Below are 18488 nucleotides of genomic sequence, written 5' to 3' on the forward strand. Positions count from 1 at the left end.
TGACGGGCCCGACCATGAAGATCACCACTCTGGGGCGGCTGGCCGCCCTCGCCGCGGCCGGCGCGATCGCCGCCGCCGTGCCGGCCGCGGCGTTCGCGCACGGCAAGCTGGAAAGCGCCGCGCCGGCGACGGGCAGCACGGTCGATACCGCGCCCGACACGTTGCGGCTGACGTTCAACGAAGATCTCGAACCGGCGTTCAGCTCGGTGAAGGTGTCGGACGCGAGCGGCAACGCTGTCGCGCACGAAAAGGCGAAAGTCGATGCGTCGAACCCGCGCGTGATGACCGTCGCGATCCCGAAGCTCGCGCCCGGCGCGTACACGGTGCAGTGGGTGGCGATGACCGCCGACGCGCATCGCACCAAGGGTACCTATACGTTCAGGGTGAAGGGGTGAACGAGGGCTTCGTCGGCCTCCTGAGGCTCGTGTCGGTGGCGATCCAGAACACCGGGTTCGCCGTCATCGTCGGCGCGCTGCTCGGCAGCCACTGGCTCGCGCGCGGCGAGTCGGCGTGGCAGCACGGCATCGCGCGGCGTCTCGTCGCGACGCTGCGCATCGCGTCCGCCGTGTCGCTGCTCGCGAGCACCACCGCGTTCTGGGCGCACTGCGCGCTGATGAGCGACGTGTCGATGCTGGACGCCGGGCCGGCCGTCCGCTCGATGCTCGCCGGCACCGGCTTCGGCCACGCGTGGCTGGCCAGTGCGGTGTTCACGGCGGTCGTCGTGCTTCTGTCATTGCTTCGGCATGCGAACGACACGCGCTTTCCGTTCGCGATGTGGGCCGCACTCGCGGGCGTCGCACTCGCGCGCAGCAACGGCGGGCATCCGGTCGATGCGGGGCTGTTCAGCGTGCCGGTGTGGGTCGACTGGCTGCATCTGCTGGCGATCAGCGCGTGGGTCGGGCTCGTGTTCGTGACTGCGTTCGGCGTGATGCCGCGTCTTGCCGGCATGCCGACGAGCGAACGCGCGACCGGCGCTTCGTTCGTGCAGTCGCTGTCCGATGCGTCGACGTATGCGTTGATCGTGCTGTTCGCGACCGGCGCCTACAACGGCTGGCGCGGTGTCGATACGCCCGCGAACCTGCTTGCGTCGACGTACGGACAGATCCTGCTGTTCAAGCTCGCGCTCGTGCTGATCGCGGCGGCGCTCGGCGGGCACAACCGGTTCTTCGAGATGCCGAAGCTGCTGGCGGCGCTGAAGGACCCGGACGCTGCGACGCCGGCCGGCCTGTTGCGCCGGTTCGGCGCGGTGCTGCGGATCGAGGCGGTCGTGCTGGCCGGCGTGCTGATGGTGGCTGCCGTGCTCGTGTCGAGCGCGTTGCCGGGGGCGGTTTAGCTCCACGGTTGGCGGGGCGAAGCCGGCATCGGGAAATCGTCGCAACAGGGGACGGGATTCATCAGGCGATTTCCCGCTTTTCGACCGCGGGCGCGCGGTCGATCGCCATCGCGCAGCGGTGTCGAAGATTACGTTCATCTGTCTTCCGGTTACTAACAACTGTCATCGAGCGCCGCTAAGCTTTCGCTATCCTCACAACCGGGATTCCCCGCCATGCGCTCGACAATCCGCCTGTTTGCCCCGCTATTGCTGCTTCCCACGCTTGCCGCACCGGTCTTCGCCGCCACTGCCGCCCCCGTCAGCCCGAACTGCGGCGGCAGCGCGACGCCGATCGCCGACATCCAGGGGCCGGGCGCGCCGTCGCCGCTCGCCGGGCAGAACGTGTCGATCGAAGCGGTCGTCACCGCCGATTTCGGCGGCACGGACGGCTTCGGCGGCTTCTTTGTCCAGCAGGCCGACGCGCAGCGCCGCAACCAGCCGGGCGTGTCCGAAGGGCTGTTCGTCTATGCGCCGAAAGCGCGCGCGAAGGCCGGCGATCTCGTGCACGTGAGCGGCAAGGTCGAGGAAAAATACGGGCAGACGCAGCTGACGCTGTCGGGCGCGATCGCGGTGTGCGCGAACAGCCAGACGGTCACGCCCGCGACGCTCACGCTGCCGGTCGACAACCCGAACGCGTTCGCCGCGTACGAAGGGATGCGCGTGCGCCTGCCGCAGACGCTCACCGTCACCGACAACTACGAGCTCGGCCGCTACGGCAGCGTGATGCTGAGCAACGGCCGCCTGCACACGCCGACGAGCGTGGTGCCGCCGTCGCAGGCGCAGACGCAGATCGATGCGAACGCACGCAACCGGCTGATCCTCGACGACGGCTCGAACAAGCAGAACCCGGCGACCGTGCCTTACCCGGCGCCCGAACTGTCGGCCGCCAACACGCTGCGCTCGGGCTACACCGTGCGCGACGTCGAAGGCGTGCTTGAGGTGCGTTACGGCGCATGGCGCGTGCAGCCGCTGCCCGGCGCGGCCGCGCCGGCGTTCGACGCGCGTTCGAACCCGCGCACCAACGCTCCGGCGCGCGATCCGAAATCGAACCTGCGCGTCGCGTCGTTCAACGTCCTCAACTACTTCAACGGCAACGGTCTCGGCGGCGGCTTCGACGATCCGAACAACCGCGGCGCGAAGAGCTACCCGGAATTCCAGCGCCAGGAAGCGAAGATCGTCAGCGCGCTGAAGGCGCTCGACGCCGACGTGATCGGCCTGATGGAAATCCAGAACAACGGCTACGGCGAACTGAGCGCGGTGCGCCAGCTCGCGGCGAAGCTCGGCAGCCACTGGCGCGTGGTCGACCCGGGCACGTCGCGCCTCGGCGGCGACGCGATCACGGTCGCGATGATCTACGACAGCCGCGCGGTCGAACCCGTCGGCCGCGCGTCGACGCTCGCGATCGACGACAAGAACCGCCAGCCGCTCGCGCAGTCGTTCCGCCGGATCGGCGGCAAGCAGGCGCTGACGATCGCGGTCAACCACCTGAAGTCGAAGAACTGCCCGGACGCGGCGAACGACGATCTCGACCAGGGCGACGGCCAGGGCTGCTGGAACCCGACGCGCACGCGCGCGGCCGCGAAGCTGGCCGACTGGCTCGCCGGCACGCCGACGGGCGTCGCGGGGCAGGGCACGCTGCTGATCGGCGACTTCAACAGCTACACGTACGAAGACCCGATCCGCCTGCTCGAATCGCGCGGCTACCGCAACCTCGTGTCGCGCTGGATCGGCGCCAATGCGTACAGCTACGTGTACAACGGCGAAGCCGGCTACCTCGATCACGCGCTCGCGTCGCTGCCGCTCGCATCGCACGTGAAGGCCGTGCACGAATGGCACATCAACGCGGACGAGCCGCTCGCGCTGCAGTACACGCTCGCGTACAAGTCGGCCGAGCAGCAGAAGACCTTCTACGCGCCGGATGCGTATCGTTCGTCGGACCACGATCCGGTGCTGATCGATATCGCGCTGCCGGGCGGCGGGCGCTGATCTTCTCCACGTCGAACCTCTGAAGTACGGCGTGCGGCGCTGCCGCACGTCGTCGCTTGAGTCGGCGGCGGCGCGCAAGTCATGCGCTGTCGCTCACCGGCCTCTCCTCCACGCATCACGTGTCCGATTCGCGATCGCCGCAATCCGATCCGGAACGCGTGGCGCGAATGATCGCTTCTTCGTTGCGAATACCCGCGTATTGCGCATCAATGCCGTTCAGCACATCCGATGGTTTAATTCCGATATCGGGTAAATAATTCCTCAGTGCATCGTGTAAACAGTCGGAATCGGTATTTTGTGGGTGATATCGGGCTTTATTCAACGATTCGTTCTAATCGGATTCGAATAATTAAAATGAAAGAAAAATCCTGTCGATTTGAAGGGCTTTTGCGCGCGATTCCAATACTCGCCAAGCGCTGCGGGACCTGCACAAAACGAGCGGCATTTCAGGAAAAATGATTCACGCAATGTGTCCAGTTCGAACAATCGTTTTTCTTTCAAATACCAGACACTGACCGCCGTTCGCATCATAAGAGATTTTTTAATATCGGAATGATCTTTGACAACGCGGCGCAGCACCGCCTATTTTTGTCATGTCGTAAATATTGGTAATACGATAAGTCGTCGAAACTGCCAGGGGGCGGCGTTCCCGCATCATTCTCCGCCAGCAGTTCGCTGTGTCTGTATCAAGTTCAGTCTCTCGAAGAAGTCCATTCCCCAACCGCCGTCTGCCGACCGTGCAACGCGAGTGGCGGGTATGCCTGTGCGTTTTTCGCCGGCGATGGCGGCCTGTGTGAAGCGGTATCCGACCCAACACAAGGATCGAGGCATGAAACCAGACAGGAGCATTACCGGCAGCCGCCGCGCACGTCGCGGCCGGCTGGCCGGGCTGGGCGCATTGACCGTCGTGACGATGGTGCTCGCAGGCTGCGGCGGCGATGATTCGTCGTCGGTCGGCGCATCGAGCCTCGCGCAGGCCGCCGCCAGCCAGCAGGCCGGCGCGCAACAGGCGGCCGGCAGCCAGACGCCGGCGGCGAACCAGCCTTATGTCGACCCCGTCGCCTATTCGATGAACGCGACCGACGGCCTCGCGGCCGCGCAGGTCTCGGAGAAGGCGGCGGTGATGCATTACCAGTGGCAATCCGGCGGCACGACGGTCAGCTACACGACGACCACCGGCCACCTGACCGCGCAGGACGCGAACGGCAATGCGGAAGCGTCGATGTCGTACGTCGCGTACACGGTGCCGAGCAAGAACGGCAAGCCGCGCCCCGTCACGTTCGTCTATAACGGCGGCCCGGGCTCGTCGTCGATCTGGCTGCGGCTCGGCTCGTTCGCGCCGACGCGCGTCGCCACGCCCGATCCGCTGTTCGGCAGCAACTGGCCGAACTATCCGCTCGTCGACAACGCGGAAAGCCTGATCGACACGACCGACCTCGTGTTCATCGACCCGCCGGGCACCGGGCTGTCGGAAGCCGTGCTGCCGAACACCAACCAGAAGTACTGGGGTTCGGATGCGGACGTCAACATCATGCGCGACTTCATCCAGCGCTACCTGAACGTCAACAACCGCGGCACGTCGCCGATCTACCTGTACGGCGAATCGTACGGCACGCCGCGTACCGACATGCTCGCGCTGGCGCTCGAATCGGCCGGCGTGCCCCTGACGGGGATCGTGCTGCAGTCGGCGATCCTGAACTACTTCGCCGATGCGGTGGAAGCGGTCGCGATCACGCAGTCGACCGAAGGGCTGCTGCTCGAGACCGATACCGTGGCCGGCTACCTGCCCGGCTATGCGGCGGTCGCGGCGTACTTCAACCAGGTGTCGCCGGCGCCGGTCAATCCCTATCTGTACGCACTGCAGACCGAGTTGTTCACGACGCTGATCTACAACCAGCTGCAGCAGTACTCGCAGTCGTGGGTGCTGAGCCAGCTCGGCATTCCGGACGCGCTCGGCACGCCGGTGTTCCCGAGCGATGCGACGCTGACGCTGTGGTCGTTGCCGTCGAGCCTCACGCAGCAGGCGCTGCGCGGCTACTTCAACGCGAACCCGTTCGGTACGAGCCTGCTGCCCGGCACGACGGTCGGCCGCTACGACGGACGCGTGTCGTTGCCGAACGCCGACCCGCGGCTGCAAACGGACGGCGATCCGTCGGACATCCTGATCTCGCAACCGTTCACCAACGCGCTCGCGACGCAGATGCCCGACTACCTCGGCTACACCGCGCCGAACGCGACCTACCTGCCGCTGAACGACAACATCATCCAGGTGTGGGACTTCTCGCATGACGGCCAGCCGATGCCCGACACGATCCCCGATCTGCTCGGCGCGCTGCAGCTCAATCCGAAGCTCCGGGTACTCGCGGAGAACGGCCTCCACGATCTGGCGACACCGTTCTTCAACACCGAGAAGCAACTCGCGCGGCTGCAGACGGTGAAGGGGCTGAACCCGAAGCTGCAGGTGAACTTCTTCCAGGGCGGACACATGACGTATCTGGATGACGTGGCCCGTCCGCAGATGAAGCGCGACCTGAAGCTCTTCTATCAGGGCCGGCGGATTCCGACCGCGCTGACGCTGCACACGCTGCCGCCGCCGTGGCCGGACGAGAACCCGGCCGGCACGCCGACCGGCGCAGCGCCGGGCGCGACCACCGCGACGACGCTGGCAGCGGCACCGTAAACGACGGACTCCTTGCGAAAAGGAACCCTCTATTCATCCATCGAATGCGAGTGATCATGTCCCTAATCAACTTGATGCGGCGTATGTCCCCGTTGATCGTCCTCGGTGCCGTGATGAGCAGCGCCCATGCATTGCCGCCGCAGGCGGTGGCGCCGGTGAAGCTGCCGCGCGGCGGGCACGGCGTCGACGGCCCGTTCTTTCCTTCGACCCGCGTGGCACCGGTATTGCCGTCGACCGGCGCGACGCTGCAGCAGCAGGCGCAGAAGCGCGTCGATGCCCGGCTCGGCGGCAACACGGTACTGAGCAACGGCGCGGCGGTGACGAAAGCGCAGGCGCAGAGCGGCGGGCTCGGGTTCGTCGCGAAGCACTTCGACGAGATCGATGCGAAACACACCGGTCGCGTGACGATGAGCGACGTGCGGCAGTTCATCCAGCAGCGGCAGGTGCAGGCGCAGCAGGAACAGCAGGAGTGACGGTGTAGCGAGGTCGCGCGCGGGAGGGCGGCTGGTGTCGGCCGGTGCCGATGGGGCCGGCCGCTCGACCGCGGCGGCGGCCTGCCTTCAACCTGCCGCGGCGCACGTTCGGCCGCGGCTTTCTTCATCGAAGTTCGGTTCACGCGCGGGCAACGCGAAGCCGCGTCATGCTTCACGCGATCGACGCTCAGCCTTCCCGGTGCGCGTAGCGCCTCGCCGTCGTCGACGGCAACTCGCCGAACATCGCGCGGTAGTCCTGCGCAAAACTGCTCAGGTGCCAGAAGCCCCACTTCGTCGCGGCCGACGTCACGGACCCGCCGAGCCGCAGCTCGCGGCGAACGTGATTCAACCGGACCGCGCGCAGGTACGCGATCGGATTCAGGTTGAGCGTGTCGTTGAACGCGTACTGCGCGGTACGCCGGCTGATGCCGAGCTGCACGCACAGTTCGGCGATCGACAGCGGGCACGTCGACGCATCCTGCAGCCGCGCCTGCACCGCGTTGACGAGCGACCAGTACTTCGTCGGCCGCGTCGCGAGGGCGTTCGCCTCCGGCGCGGGCATCGTCATCGCTTCGGAAATCGCATACAGCACGGTCCGTTCGAGCAGTTCGATCCGCGCCTGCGTCGTCACGTCCTCGATCGGCGTGCTCTTCGCGGCCGCGGCCATCGTGTGGCGCAGCAGGTCGCGCAGGCGGTCCGCGACCTGGGGCGTCATCGGGATCAGCGGCGCGAAGGTGCGCGCGCGCAGCGACGCGGCGAGCGTGCGCATCGCCTCCGTCGACAGCTTGTCGGGCTCGATCTCGACGTTCACGAGCACGTGCCGGTCGGGCGAATAGAACTCGAACACCGGCTGGCTGGAAAACACGTGGAGGCTGTCGCGTCCGCTCTTCTCGCCGCACATGCGCGCATGGCCTTCGAGTTCCAGCGGCACGGCCACCGCGATGCGGTCCGACGGCACCGCGCCCTGCTGCAGGATCACCTTGTCGAGGTCTTCGACCAGGAGCCGGATGCCGCCGAGCGACACGATGGACGACGAACCATGAAACCGGCCGCCCGAGATCTGCGTGTAGTTGAGATGCCAGCCGTCGAAGATCCGCGCCTGTTCCTCCACGTCGGTGAACGCGCAGAACGCCACCGCGCGTGCGAACGGCGGGGCGCCGGAAAAATCGCTCGGATCGGCGGACGGCGTCATCGGAGTCGGGAAGGGGCGGGCCGGATCGACGCATTGTAGCCGTTGCGCGCGCCGGTCAAAAACCCCGGCGGCCCGATTCCCGGAGAAAACCCTCGCTTGCCGAAATCCGATAGTGAAAAGCCGGCCGGCGCAATACCTTTGGTACGAACGGAACACAACGCATCGCGCCGGCGCGGAGCATCCCGCTTCGTTGCCGGACGAACCGAACACGGCTGCCGGCGCGGGTCCGGCGGCACTTTTCTGGAGAGACGTCGATGGAGCTTCCACGTGGCGGGTTCTGGCGGAACTGGGTCGGCAATCAGTCGTGCGTCGCCGCGCACATGGCGTCGCCGACCAGCGAGGCGGAAATCGCCGAGCTGGTGCAGGCCGCGACGCGCCAGGGCAAGAACGTCCGATGCTCGGGATCGGGACATTCGTTCACGCCGATCGTCGCGACGAGCGGCCTGCTGCTGTCGCTGAAGGACTACCAGGGCATCGTCGCGGTCGACGAGCGACGCAAGCGCGTCACGGTGAAGGCCGGCACGCGGATCAATGCGGTGACGCGTCATCTGAAGGACATCGGCTTCTCGCTCGTCAACCAGGGCGACATCGATTCCCAGGCGATTGCCGGTGCGCTCGCAACCGGCACGCATGGCACGGGGACGACGCTGGGCAACCTGTCGTCGCAGGTGGTCGGGATGCGGATCGTTCGCCCCGACGGCTCGATCATGGAAGTGAGCGACCAGCAGGACCTCGATCTGCTGCACGCGACCCAGGTGAACCTCGGCCTGTTCGGCGTGGTGTCGGAGCTGACGCTGCAGGTGACCGACGCGTTCTGGCTGCACGACCGCGTGTGGCGCGAGGACTTCGAGGCGCTGATGGAACAGTACGACGACCTCGCGGCGAAGCATCGCCATTTCGGGTTCTTCTGGTGCCCGACGTCCGAAAGCCGGCACCTGTACTGCCTGCCCGATACCACGAAGGTGTCGAATTCGAAGAAGGACTACGACGTGTGCGAGATCAAGGTGATGGACATCACCGACAAGCGCACGTTCTACGAAGGCGAGCACGAGAAGATCGCGTACAGCTCCGAGGTCTACGCGATTCATTACGTCGCGAACTTCCACGAGCTCGAATACGCGGTGCCCGCCGAACACGGCAAGGAGGCGCTGCGCCGCGTGCGCGAGCTGATCCTCACGAAGCATCGCGACTGCATCTTCCCGGTCGAGTACCGCTTCACGAAGGGCGATCCGGCGTGGATCAGCCCGTTCAATCATCAGGATAGCGTGACGATTTCGTGCTCGGGCGGTCCGAACGGCGTCGACTACTGGCCGTTCCTGAAGGACGTCGACGACATCCTGCGCGACTACGGCTCGCGTCCGCACTGGGGCAAGCTGCACTTCACGAACCGCGACGACGTGGACCGCTGGTTCCCGAAGGCCGAGGCGTTCCGCGAACTGCGCCGCAGCGTGGATCCTGAAGGCCATTTCCTCAACGATCATCTTCGGACGCTGTTCAGCTGAGCGGTCCGAACGAACCAGACTGGAGAACGACTCATGAATGTCAAGATCGACGGGCGCCTGGCGGGCAAGGTCGCGATCGTGAGCGGCGGCGCGGGCGGATGCGGTGCCGCCGCGTCGGAACTGTTCGCCGCGCAAGGGGCGAAGGTGGCGATCATCGACCGCGACGGCGACGCGGCCGACACGCTCGCGGCGCGGCTGCGCGATGCCGGCTTGCAGGCGATCGGCCTCGGCGCCGACGTGTCGAAGCAGTCCGACGTGCGGAACGCGGTCGACGCGGCCCGCAAGCAGTTCGGCAACGCGGACATCCTGTTCAATCACGCGGGCACGCTGATCGTCAAACCGTTCCTCGACATCGAGGAGTCGGAGTGGGACTGGCTGATGGGCGTGAACGTGAAGAGCATGTTCCTGATGACGCAGGCGGTGCTGCCGCAGATGCTGGAAAAAGGGCGCGGCAGCATCGTCTGCACGTCGTCGATCTCGGCTGTTTGCGCGACGCCAGGCGAAGTGCTGTATGACGCGACCAAGGGCGCATGCCACATGTTCGCGCGCGCGATCGCCGTCGAATACCGCGATCGCGGCATCCGCTGCAATGCGCTCGCGCCCGGGTTCATCCGCACCCCGCACGGGATGCGCGAACTGAGAGATCTGCAGGCGATGGGCGTGGACGCGACCGAAGCGGCTATCGCAGTGCAGCAAGGCCGGCTGTGCGAGCCGTCGGAAGTGGCGGCGGCCGCACTGTTCCTGGCGTCGGACGAATCGAGCTTCGTCAACGGCACCCATCTGTTCGTCGACAACTGTTTCTCCGCCGTTTAGGCCCCGATATTCGCAGGAAGCCGAAGGGCAGGCGCGAGCTCCCCAGGGACGGCAGGTTCTGTCGAAGGTTCCGCAGCGATGCGGACCTTCGATTTTTTTTGCCGGTTCGCCGCGCGATGTGTCCTAGCGGATTGTCGTAATCCTTCTATCTGAACGAATCTGCGTCTGCTGGAATGGCAATGCCGAATCACCGTTCAGCCGGCGTCGCGGGGCGGCATGGTTGTCGACGTCATCGAGCGCCGGTCCGGCGCTCGACTTCGCGGGTCCGGGCAAGTCCGGCCCACCAGGGTCAATCCATCACTCTCTTTTGATCAATCATCATGTTCAATCGCACTACCAGCACCGTCGCCAACGTCGATCCGGAACTCTGGACTGCCATTCAGGACGAGAACCGCCGCCAGGAAGACCACATCGAGCTGATCGCGTCGGAAAACTACACGAGCCCGGCCGTCATGGCCGCACAGGGTTCGCAGCTCACGAACAAGTACGCGGAAGGTTATCCCGGCAAGCGCTACTACGGCGGCTGTGAGTACGTCGACGTGGTCGAGCAGCTGGCTATCGACCGCGTGAAGCAGCTGTTCGGCGCGGAAGCCGCGAACGTGCAGCCGAACTCGGGTTCGCAGGCGAACCAGGGCGTGTTCTTCGCAATGCTCAAGCCGGGCGACACGATCATGGGGCTGAGCCTCGCGCACGGCGGCCACCTGACGCACGGCTCGCCGGTGAACATGTCGGGCAAGTGGTTCAACGTCGTCAGCTATGGCCTGAACGAACAGGAAGACATCGACTACGACGCGGCCGAGAAGCTGGCAAACGAACACAAGCCGAAGCTGATCGTCGCGGGCGCATCGGCATTCGCGCTGAAGATCGACTTCGAGCGTCTCGCGAAGATCGCGAAGTCGGTCGGCGCATACCTGATGGTCGACATGGCGCACTACGCCGGCCTGATCGCCGCGGGCGTGTACCCGAACCCGGTGCCGCACGCGGACTTCGTGACGACGACGACGCACAAGAGCCTGCGCGGCCCGCGCGGCGGCGTGATCCTGATGAAGTCGGAATACGAGAAGCAGATCAATTCGGCGATCTTCCCGGGTATCCAGGGCGGCCCGCTGATGCACGTGATCGCGGCGAAGGCGGTGGCGTTCAAGGAAGCACTGTCGCCGGAGTTCAAGGAATATCAGCAGAAGGTGGTCGAGAACGCACGCGTGCTGGCTGAAACGCTGGTCAAGCGTGGCCTGCGGATCGTGTCGGGGCGCACCGAAAGCCACGTGATGCTGGTCGACCTGCGCGCGAAGAACATCACGGGCAAGGCAGCGGAAGCGGCACTCGGTGCTGCGCACATCACGGTGAACAAGAACGCGATCCCGAACGATCCGGAAAAGCCGTTCGTGACGAGCGGCATCCGCCTCGGTTCGCCGGCGATGACGACGCGCGGCTTCGGCACGGCGGAAGCGGAGAAGGTCGGCAACCTGATCGCCGACGTGCTGGAAGCACCGGAAGATGCCGCGACGATCGAACGCGTACGCGGTCTGGTCGCGGAGTTGACCCAGCGTTTTCCGGTCTACGGCTGAGACGCGGCAATCGGGTTCGACTGCCGACGCGGTTGAACCTCGCGCGTTCCGAAACGATGTAAAAAAATCCGGCTCGCACACCGCGAGCCGGATTTTTTGCACTGTGTGCGAATCGGTGTCGCGTCACACGGTCGGATCGACGTTCGCTTCGAGTTCGCGAATACGCTCGTCATTGCGCGTGTCCTTGAGCACCGGCGGCCCGGCGAAGGACTTGCGCACGCCGAACCCGTACCAGATGACCATCAGCACGCCCACGAACGCGACGAGCACGTAGAGCACCTTCTCGTTCGGCGGCTGGATGCCGACGTACGCGAGCACGCACGCGCCCACCAGCGCGAGCAGCGCGCACGGCTTCGACCAGATGCCCAGCTGGAACGGGCCCTTTTCGGTCCACGTGCGCCCTTCGGCGAGCATCCCGGAACCGATCGGCATCGCATACGAGATGAACAGGAACACGGCGCTGCCCGCGCTCAGTACCGAGAACGCGTCGCCGTACAGCGTGACGACGATCGCGAGCACCGCGCACGTCCAGATTGCCGGGCCGGGCGTCCGGTGATTGTGATTCACGCTGCGCAGCAGCTTCGACGCCGGCAGCCCGCCGTCGCGCGCGAACGCGTACATCATCCGCGACGTCGACATGATCGCGGCGAGCCCGCACACGTAGTTGATGAAGAACATCGCGAGCTCGAGGCAGACGCGCAAGGTCTTCGGGATCGGTGCGAGGATGGCTTCGAAGAAGCCGGTGCCCTGTTTCATCGCGGCGGTCAGGTCGGGCATGACCAGCACGAACGTGCACACCATCACGTAGCCGAACACCGCGGACCAGAACACCGAGCCGATGATGCCGCGCGGCACGTTCTTCGCCGCGTCGTGCGTTTCTTCCGACGTATGCGCGGACGCGTCGAAACCGGTGATCGTGTAGGTCACCAGCAGCAGGCCGGACAGGAACGCGAGCGGCGTGGTCTGCTTCGGCCAGGCGCCGCCGTCGACGCCCGTGTAGTTGGTGAAGGTGACGAGCCGATGCAGGTCGAACGTGACCGGCGAGTAGACCAGCAGCGACACGACCAGCGCGATCGTCACGACGAAGATCAGGTAGCCGGACAGGTCGGTGATCTTGCTCGCGATCCGGATGCCGCGTGCGTTCAGGATCGCCTGCGAAATCGTGATGACCGTGATGAACGCGGTCTGATGCCACCACGTCAGGCTGTCCGGACCGACACCGAACATCGGTGCGATCAGCGTCTTGAAGAACGGATCGTAGGTGCCGAAGTTGATCGCCGCGATCACGAAGATCAGGCCGATCAGGTTGAGCCACGCCGTCATCCACCCCCATTTCTTCCCGCCGAGGATCGCGCCCCAGTGATAAAGGCCGCCGGCGGTCGGAAACGCGGACGCGATCTGCGACATCGACACCGCGACGATCAGCGCGAACAGCGAGCCGAGCGGCCAGCCGAGGCCGACCGAGGCGCCGCCGGCCGCGGAGAACGCCAGTTGAAACGCGGTGATGCCGCCCGACAGAATGCAGATCACCGAAAACGACACGGCGAAGTTCGAGAAGCCGTTCATGCGTCTCGACAGCTCCTGCGCATATCCCATCTTGTGGAGGAGGCTTACGTCGCTGTCGGTACCTGCATCAGGCTGGATATTCGCATCCATATTCGCTCCGTCACGTATGTCCTGCGAGGCAGGACCGTCATCGCTGCCCGGGCCCGGTGCTGCGGCCCGCTCCTGGAATTCGTCGGCGGGCACGCGTTGTCATGCATCGATGGCGATCGCGTATCCGGTCCGATACGGAACGGTATGAAGCCAAATCTCGCGGCGATATCGGATTTCGGCAATCCGGCGAAACTCCGGACGGGTGCACCGTTCGGGGGCATCGCGTGGCGGGCTGAATATTTGTAAGGAATCCAACCGGATCCGGATGATCCGTACTTGTCGAAATGCGACAGTCGGGGAAAAAGTGCGTTCCCTTGAAGGGCGACATGGCCCGCAATCGCTTTCTGAAGTCGATCGCGCCCCGTGTCGCAATCCCGTGAGTCGGCCCGGCAGGGAACCTGGAGCGGCCTACTCGGCTTGCTGCTTGCCGGGTTTCCGTCCGAACCGCGCACGGTAGTCGCGCGGCGATATCCCGACCCGCTTCGCGAATGCACGTTGCAGCGCATCCACGCTGCCGAACCCCGAACGTTGCGCGACCCGTTCGAGCGGCCAGTCTGCCCGCTCCAGCAGCGCCTTCGCGCGCTCGACGCGTGCGGCCAGCACGAATTGCGCGGGCGGGAGCCCCGCCTCCTTGAGGAAATTGCGCGCAAACGTGCGCTCGCTCATGTGCAGGCGCGCGGCCAGCGCGGCGACGCCGAGGTCGCCGGTCGGGTCGTCGGCGATCGACGTGAGCAGCGCGCGCATCGGTGGCGTCGCGTTTGCCTGGATGTCGAGACCGACGCTGAACTGCGCCTGTCCGCCGGGACGGTGCATGAAGAGCACGAGTTCGCGCGCGACCGCGAGCGCGGTCGGCGCGCCGCAGTCGGCCTCGACGAGTGCGAGACACAGGTCGATGCCGGCCGTCACGCCGGCCGACGTATGAAACGGCGGATCGCTCACGTAGATCGCATCCGGCTCGACCCGCACGTCGGGGCAAAGCGCCTGCAGCGTCGCACACTGATTCCAGTGCGTGGTGGCGCGCTTGCCGTCCAGCCATCCGCCCGCGGCGAGCACGAATGCGCCCGTGCAGATGCTCGTGATCCGCCGCGTGCCCGCGATCCGCGTGCGCAGCCAGGGCAGCACGCCGGCGTTCGACGCCGCGTGCCGCAGCGCCGCTTCGCTGCCGCCTGCGACGATGATCGTGTCGATGGGCTCGGGCAACGCCGCAAGCGCGGTCGGGCCGGCAAGACGCAGGCCCGCGTGCGTGACGATGTCGTTGCCGTGTTGCGATGCGAGCGTGAGCCGATAGCGCGGGACATGCCCGGGAAGATGGCGGTTCGCGACCGCGAACACTTCCATCGGGCCGGTGATGTCGAGTGACTGGACGCCTTCGAAGCCGACGACGACGATGTCGCGTGCCGGACCGGTTGACTGGGGCATGGCGGAAAGTGCGGTGGAGTTGTCCTTGTGACCGCGTGCATGATCCTTGTAATTTTCCGCACATGCAATCGATTGACGCGGGTGGGCGATGCGGGAACGGAACAGAAACGGGGCGATGCGCGTGGCGGTTGCGCTGCTCGTATGCGCGGTGCTGGGCGCGTGCATGTCGGGGCAGTCGGGGCCGTCGGCCGCGCACGGCGCACGAACGGTCACGCAAACGCTGAGCGTGAACGCACCGAAGGCGGGCCGCACGCGGCCGCTCGTTGCGATCGTCGCGGACAATGCCGGAACTGAGACGACCGATTTCATCGTCCCGTACGCGATTCTGAAGACGTCGGGCGCGGCCGATGTCGTGGCCGTGTCGGCCGACGCCGGCGCGGTCGAACTGATGCCCGCGCTGCGGATCCTGGCCGATACGACGTTCGACCGGTTCGACGCGGACGTGCCCCTCGGCGCGGACGTCGTGATCGTGCCGGCCTTGCATCGTGCCGACCGGCCGGCCGTGCTCGCGTGGCTGCGCAAACAGGCCGCTGCCGGCGCCACGATGGTGGCGATCTGCGATGGCGCGGCCGTGCTCGCGAACGCCGGGCTGCTGCGCGATCGCATCGCGACCGCGCACTGGTATTCGCGCGACGGACTGCGTCGCCGTTTTGCCGATACGGCGTGGGTCGACGATCGCCGCTACGTGATGGACGGCAACGTGATGACGACGAGCGGCGTGTCGGCGTCGATTCCCGCGTCGCTTGCGTTGGTGAATGCGCTGGCGGGGCCGGTGGCCGCGCGCGAAACGGCACGCAACATCGGCGCGCACGGATGGAGCGATGTTCACGACGGCAGCCGGTTCGGGTTGACCGCGCGTGCCGTGGCGACCGCACTGACGAATCGCGTCGCGTTCTGGCGGCATCGGACCTTCGATCTGCCTGTCGCGAGCGGATTCGACGAACTTCCGGTTGCGCTCACCGCGGATGCGTGGGCGCGGACGTGGCGCAGCGACATCGTCGCAACGGCGGACGCGCACGTGATCGAATCGAAGCACGGGCTGCGCTTGCTGACGCAACCGGCCGATGCCGGCCACGCGCGCGTGACGATTCCGGACGGGCGGCGTGGCGAAGCGGTGCTGCCCGGTGTGCTCGGCGACGTCGCGGCGCGCTACGGCGACGCGACGTCGGACTGGGTGGCGCTGCAACTGGAGTATGCGAAGTAGCGGCTGCCGGGCTTGCGCGTTGCCCGGCGCAAACCGTGCCTCCGACGCCGGAAACGGCCCGAGCGGGATGATGTCCCGATCGACGAGCTCGGCCTGTGCCAGCGGACATGCGCGCAGCACATCGCGCGCACTTCGCACTTTCCGCCGACTTGCATTCGGCGTTTGATCGCGACGCCCGGGCGGCCACGCGTCGAAACGTCGGTTTCGAGCATGAACGTGGACGCGCGCGATGCTTCGTTACATGCGGGCCGCGCTCAGACCGTCGCCGTCCGCCGCGCCGTCAGCCGGTTCCACAGCATCCCGGCGCGGCTTCCGCTTCGACAATAGGCGAGCACCGGCTTCGGCAGCGCATCGACCAGCGCACCGAACGCGTCGACTTCCGCATCGCCGATCCGGTCGCTTTCGACCGGTAGATAGCGCGCGTCGAGGCCCAGTTCGCGCGCAGCGGCGGCGATTGCCTCGAATGCCGGTTGATCGGCGCTTTCGCCGTCCGGCCGGTTGCAGATCACCGCGCGAAAGCCGGCGCTGCGGATCGCTTTCAGGTCCGCCGGCGTGATCTGTCGCGACGCTGTGAACCCGGTCGCTGCCGCGGCCCGGCATTGCTCGAGCGCGCGCGCGAAACACGCGATCGCGAAATCGACGTCCTGTTCCGTCGTGAAGCGGCCGAAGCTGATCCGCACCGTGCGGCCCGCGGCTTGCTCGTCGAGGCCGATCGCGGTCAGCACGTGGGACGGCGCGCCGCTGGTCGAGTTGCATGCGGAGGTCGACGACACGGCGAGCGCATCGCCGAGCATGAACGGGAAGAAGCCCGGCACGTTCACCGTGAGGCTCAGCGTGTGCGGGATGCGGCGTGCCGCTGCCGCGTTGTGCGTGATGTCGCCGAGCGTGAGCAGCGCGTCCGTCAGGCGTGCGCTGAGTGCCGCGATCCTCGCGGCTTCGCGCTCGAGTTTTTCGGCGGCCAGTTCGCACGCCACGCCCATCCCGACGATCTGGTGCGTCGCGAGCGTGCCCGAGCGCAGGCCGCGCTCGTGCCCGCCGCCGTGGATCTGCGGCGCGATGCGCTCGGCGATCTCGCTGCGGACGAACAGCGCGCCGATCCCCTTGGGGCCGTACACCTTGTGCGCGGACATCGACAGCAGGTCGATGCCGAGCGCGCGCACGTCGATCGGCGTCTTGCCGAGCGCCTGCGCGGCGTCGACGTGCAGCAGCGCGCCGGCCGCATGCACGATGCGCGAGATCGCGCCGATGTCGGTCAGCGTGCCGAGTTCGTTGTTGACGAGCATCAGCGACACGAGGCCCGTATCGGGGCCGATCGCCGCGGCAACGGCGTCGACGGTGATTTCGCCGTCGGCGGTGGGTGTCAGGCAGGTCGCGGTCATGCCGCGCTTCGACAGGTTCGCCATCGTGTCGAGGATCGCCTTGTGTTCGAGGCGGCTCGTGACGAGGTGGCGCTTGCTGGTCGCGGTCTCCGCGTAGCCCTTCAGCGCGAGGTTGTTCGATTCGGTGGCGCCGGAGGTCCAGACGATCTCGTCGGCCTGCGCGCCGATCAGCGCGGCGACCTGCGCGCGTGCGTGCTCGACCTTTTCCTTCGCGAGCCGGCCGGCGGCGTGCGAACTCGACGCGGGATTGCCGAAGATGCCGTCGGCACCGAGGCAGGCCGTCATCGCTTCGATCACGCGGGGGTCCGCAGGGGTGGTGGCTGCGTAGTCGAGGTAGTGCAGCGGGGTGGTATCGCTCATGTCCTTCTCTGGTTCTTTCTCTTCGGAATGGGAGAAATGATACGAGGGTGGACGGGGAAAAAGGATCCAAAGTTGGCTGGGAATTCAGAGCGATGTGGAATAACGTTTTATTTTTGTTTGATATGGGGGAATTTGTTTTCGTCTGGACCTGATGGAAGATCGGGAATTGTTCATGCGGATGCCGGCGCGGCCGGGCGCTGCCGATGGGCGTTGCCCGGCCTGCCCGCGCCGAATCGGATCTCCGTGAACGTCTTGAGGGGCGCGTCGATCACGTCAACTCGTCTTGATCGGGCTGATTCGATAAGCGATGCGCGTCCTGCACCCAGGCATGCAGCGCTTGCTCATATTTCGTCGGGATCGTAATCGTGAGCGTGGTGAGGTGCGTGACGTTGCCCGGTAGTTCCAGATACCGCTGCCACGCCTTGCGAACGAGCTGCGACATTGCCGAGCGGTTCATACCCAGTTTCGCGGCCAGCTCGCGCTGTGGGCGGCCCTTCACGAAAATCTCGTGCAGGGCCCATTGGTTCAACGGTTTGATCCGGGTATCTTGAAGCCGCAGCAGCTGGAACTGTTCGGCGGTCATGCGTCGTATCTTCAGCATTCAGGGGCGCCCGGAGCTCGGAATGGAAGAAATGAGCGTCGCACCGCACGAAGTCTTGTGACCGTCGAATGCGGCGGCCCAACCTTCGACGTTGAAGGCAGCGTCGCCGGCGGCAATCGTGCAGGTGCCGTGGATCGGACACGAACACGTGTCGCCGAAGCGCGCGACCGCGCGCCCCATGACCTTGCTGATATCGGCGCCGGACTCGACCCGGCCGCCGTGGGTATGGCTGTCGCCTACCCGGATGATTCCTCGCATATGACTCGTCCTCTCGATGATTCGC

16 protein-coding genes are annotated in these 18488 nt (G+C 66.1%); 9 read left to right on the forward strand and 7 right to left on the reverse strand.

The features are described 5' to 3' along the window. Positions 1-14 precede the first annotated feature (14 nt). The 3 genes from copC (at position 15) to U5A56_RS16475 (ending at position 3358) form a co-directional block, all read left to right on the forward strand. Positions 15-395, forward strand: coding sequence for a copper homeostasis periplasmic binding protein CopC (gene copC, locus U5A56_RS16465; protein ID WP_124893413.1), 381 nt, complete (start codon positions 15-17; stop codon positions 393-395). Further along, positions 392-1333, forward strand: coding sequence for a copper resistance D family protein (locus tag U5A56_RS16470; RefSeq protein WP_321923417.1), 942 nt, complete (start codon positions 392-394; stop codon positions 1331-1333). The genes copC and U5A56_RS16470 overlap by 4 nt, the downstream gene beginning before the upstream one ends. Before the next feature lie 213 nt (positions 1334-1546). Continuing rightward, entirely contained in the window at positions 1547-3358 is a 1812-nt protein-coding gene (locus U5A56_RS16475) for an ExeM/NucH family extracellular endonuclease (RefSeq protein ID WP_321923419.1), read from the forward strand. Between the two features lie 115 nt (positions 3359-3473). On the opposite strand, the gene U5A56_RS16480 is transcribed toward U5A56_RS16475, so the two are convergent. Further along, on the reverse strand, positions 3474-3680 hold the full coding sequence (locus U5A56_RS16480) for a hypothetical protein (protein ID WP_321923421.1): 207 nt from the start codon (positions 3678-3680) through the stop codon (positions 3474-3476). Between the two features lie 507 nt (positions 3681-4187). Here U5A56_RS16480 and U5A56_RS16485 point away from each other — a divergent pair. Further along, positions 4188-6038 (forward strand): S10 family serine carboxypeptidase-like protein, encoded by a 1851-nt coding sequence (locus U5A56_RS16485; RefSeq protein ID WP_321923423.1) that lies wholly within the window; start codon positions 4188-4190, stop codon positions 6036-6038. 44 nt (positions 6039-6082) lie between these two features. Beyond that, on the forward strand, positions 6083-6511 hold the full coding sequence (locus tag U5A56_RS16490) for a hypothetical protein (protein ID WP_044848324.1): 429 nt from the start codon (positions 6083-6085) through the stop codon (positions 6509-6511). A gap of 187 nt (positions 6512-6698) precedes the next feature. Here U5A56_RS16490 and U5A56_RS16495 read toward each other — a convergent pair whose 3' ends face one another. Further along, positions 6699-7703 (reverse strand): helix-turn-helix domain-containing protein, encoded by a 1005-nt coding sequence (locus U5A56_RS16495; protein WP_321923424.1) that lies wholly within the window; start codon positions 7701-7703, stop codon positions 6699-6701. 254 nt (positions 7704-7957) lie between these two features. On the opposite strand from U5A56_RS16495, the gene U5A56_RS16500 reads away from it, so the two are divergent. The 3 genes from U5A56_RS16500 to glyA all read left to right on the forward strand — a co-directional run bounded on the left by U5A56_RS16500 (position 7958) and on the right by glyA (position 11586). After that, a complete protein-coding gene (locus U5A56_RS16500) occupies positions 7958-9205 on the forward strand; it encodes a D-arabinono-1,4-lactone oxidase (protein ID WP_044848326.1) in 1248 nt (415 codons plus the stop codon). Between the two features lie 33 nt (positions 9206-9238). Beyond that, entirely contained in the window at positions 9239-10018 is a 780-nt protein-coding gene (locus U5A56_RS16505) for an SDR family NAD(P)-dependent oxidoreductase (RefSeq protein WP_044848327.1), read from the forward strand. Between the two features lie 320 nt (positions 10019-10338). After that, entirely contained in the window at positions 10339-11586 is a 1248-nt protein-coding gene (gene glyA / locus U5A56_RS16510; RefSeq protein WP_044848328.1) for a serine hydroxymethyltransferase, read from the forward strand. Between the two features lie 123 nt (positions 11587-11709). On the opposite strand, the gene U5A56_RS16515 is transcribed toward glyA, so the two are convergent. After that, positions 11710-13242 carry an amino acid permease gene (locus U5A56_RS16515; protein ID WP_044848329.1) on the reverse strand — a complete coding sequence of 511 codons (1533 nt, stop codon included), beginning with the start codon at positions 13240-13242 and terminating at the stop codon, positions 11710-11712. Positions 13243-13650: 408 nt separating this feature from the next. Beyond that, a complete protein-coding gene (locus U5A56_RS16520; RefSeq protein WP_044848330.1) occupies positions 13651-14661 on the reverse strand; it encodes a GlxA family transcriptional regulator in 1011 nt (336 codons plus the stop codon). An 88-nt stretch (positions 14662-14749) separates the two neighbouring features. On the opposite strand from U5A56_RS16520, the gene U5A56_RS16525 reads away from it, so the two are divergent. Then, positions 14750-15865: a DJ-1/PfpI family protein gene (locus U5A56_RS16525; protein WP_044848331.1), complete on the forward strand. Its 1116-nt coding sequence runs from the start codon at positions 14750-14752 to the stop codon at positions 15863-15865. Positions 15866-16119: 254 nt separating this feature from the next. On the opposite strand, the gene U5A56_RS16530 is transcribed toward U5A56_RS16525, so the two are convergent. The 3 genes from U5A56_RS16530 to U5A56_RS16540 form a co-directional block, all read right to left on the reverse strand. Then, positions 16120-17604 carry an aminotransferase class V-fold PLP-dependent enzyme gene (locus tag U5A56_RS16530; protein WP_044848332.1) on the reverse strand — a complete coding sequence of 495 codons (1485 nt, stop codon included), beginning with the start codon at positions 17602-17604 and terminating at the stop codon, positions 16120-16122. Between the two features lie 268 nt (positions 17605-17872). Then, positions 17873-18187 carry a TrfB-related DNA-binding protein gene (locus U5A56_RS16535; RefSeq protein WP_044848364.1) on the reverse strand — a complete coding sequence of 105 codons (315 nt, stop codon included), beginning with the start codon at positions 18185-18187 and terminating at the stop codon, positions 17873-17875. 18 nt (positions 18188-18205) lie between these two features. Next, on the reverse strand, positions 18206-18463 hold the full coding sequence (locus U5A56_RS16540; RefSeq protein WP_321923584.1) for a PAAR domain-containing protein: 258 nt from the start codon (positions 18461-18463) through the stop codon (positions 18206-18208). Positions 18464-18488 lie beyond the last annotated feature (25 nt).

Source organism: Burkholderia sp. BCC1998 (genome assembly GCF_905339875.1).
Lineage (GTDB): Bacteria > Pseudomonadota > Gammaproteobacteria > Burkholderiales > Burkholderiaceae > Burkholderia.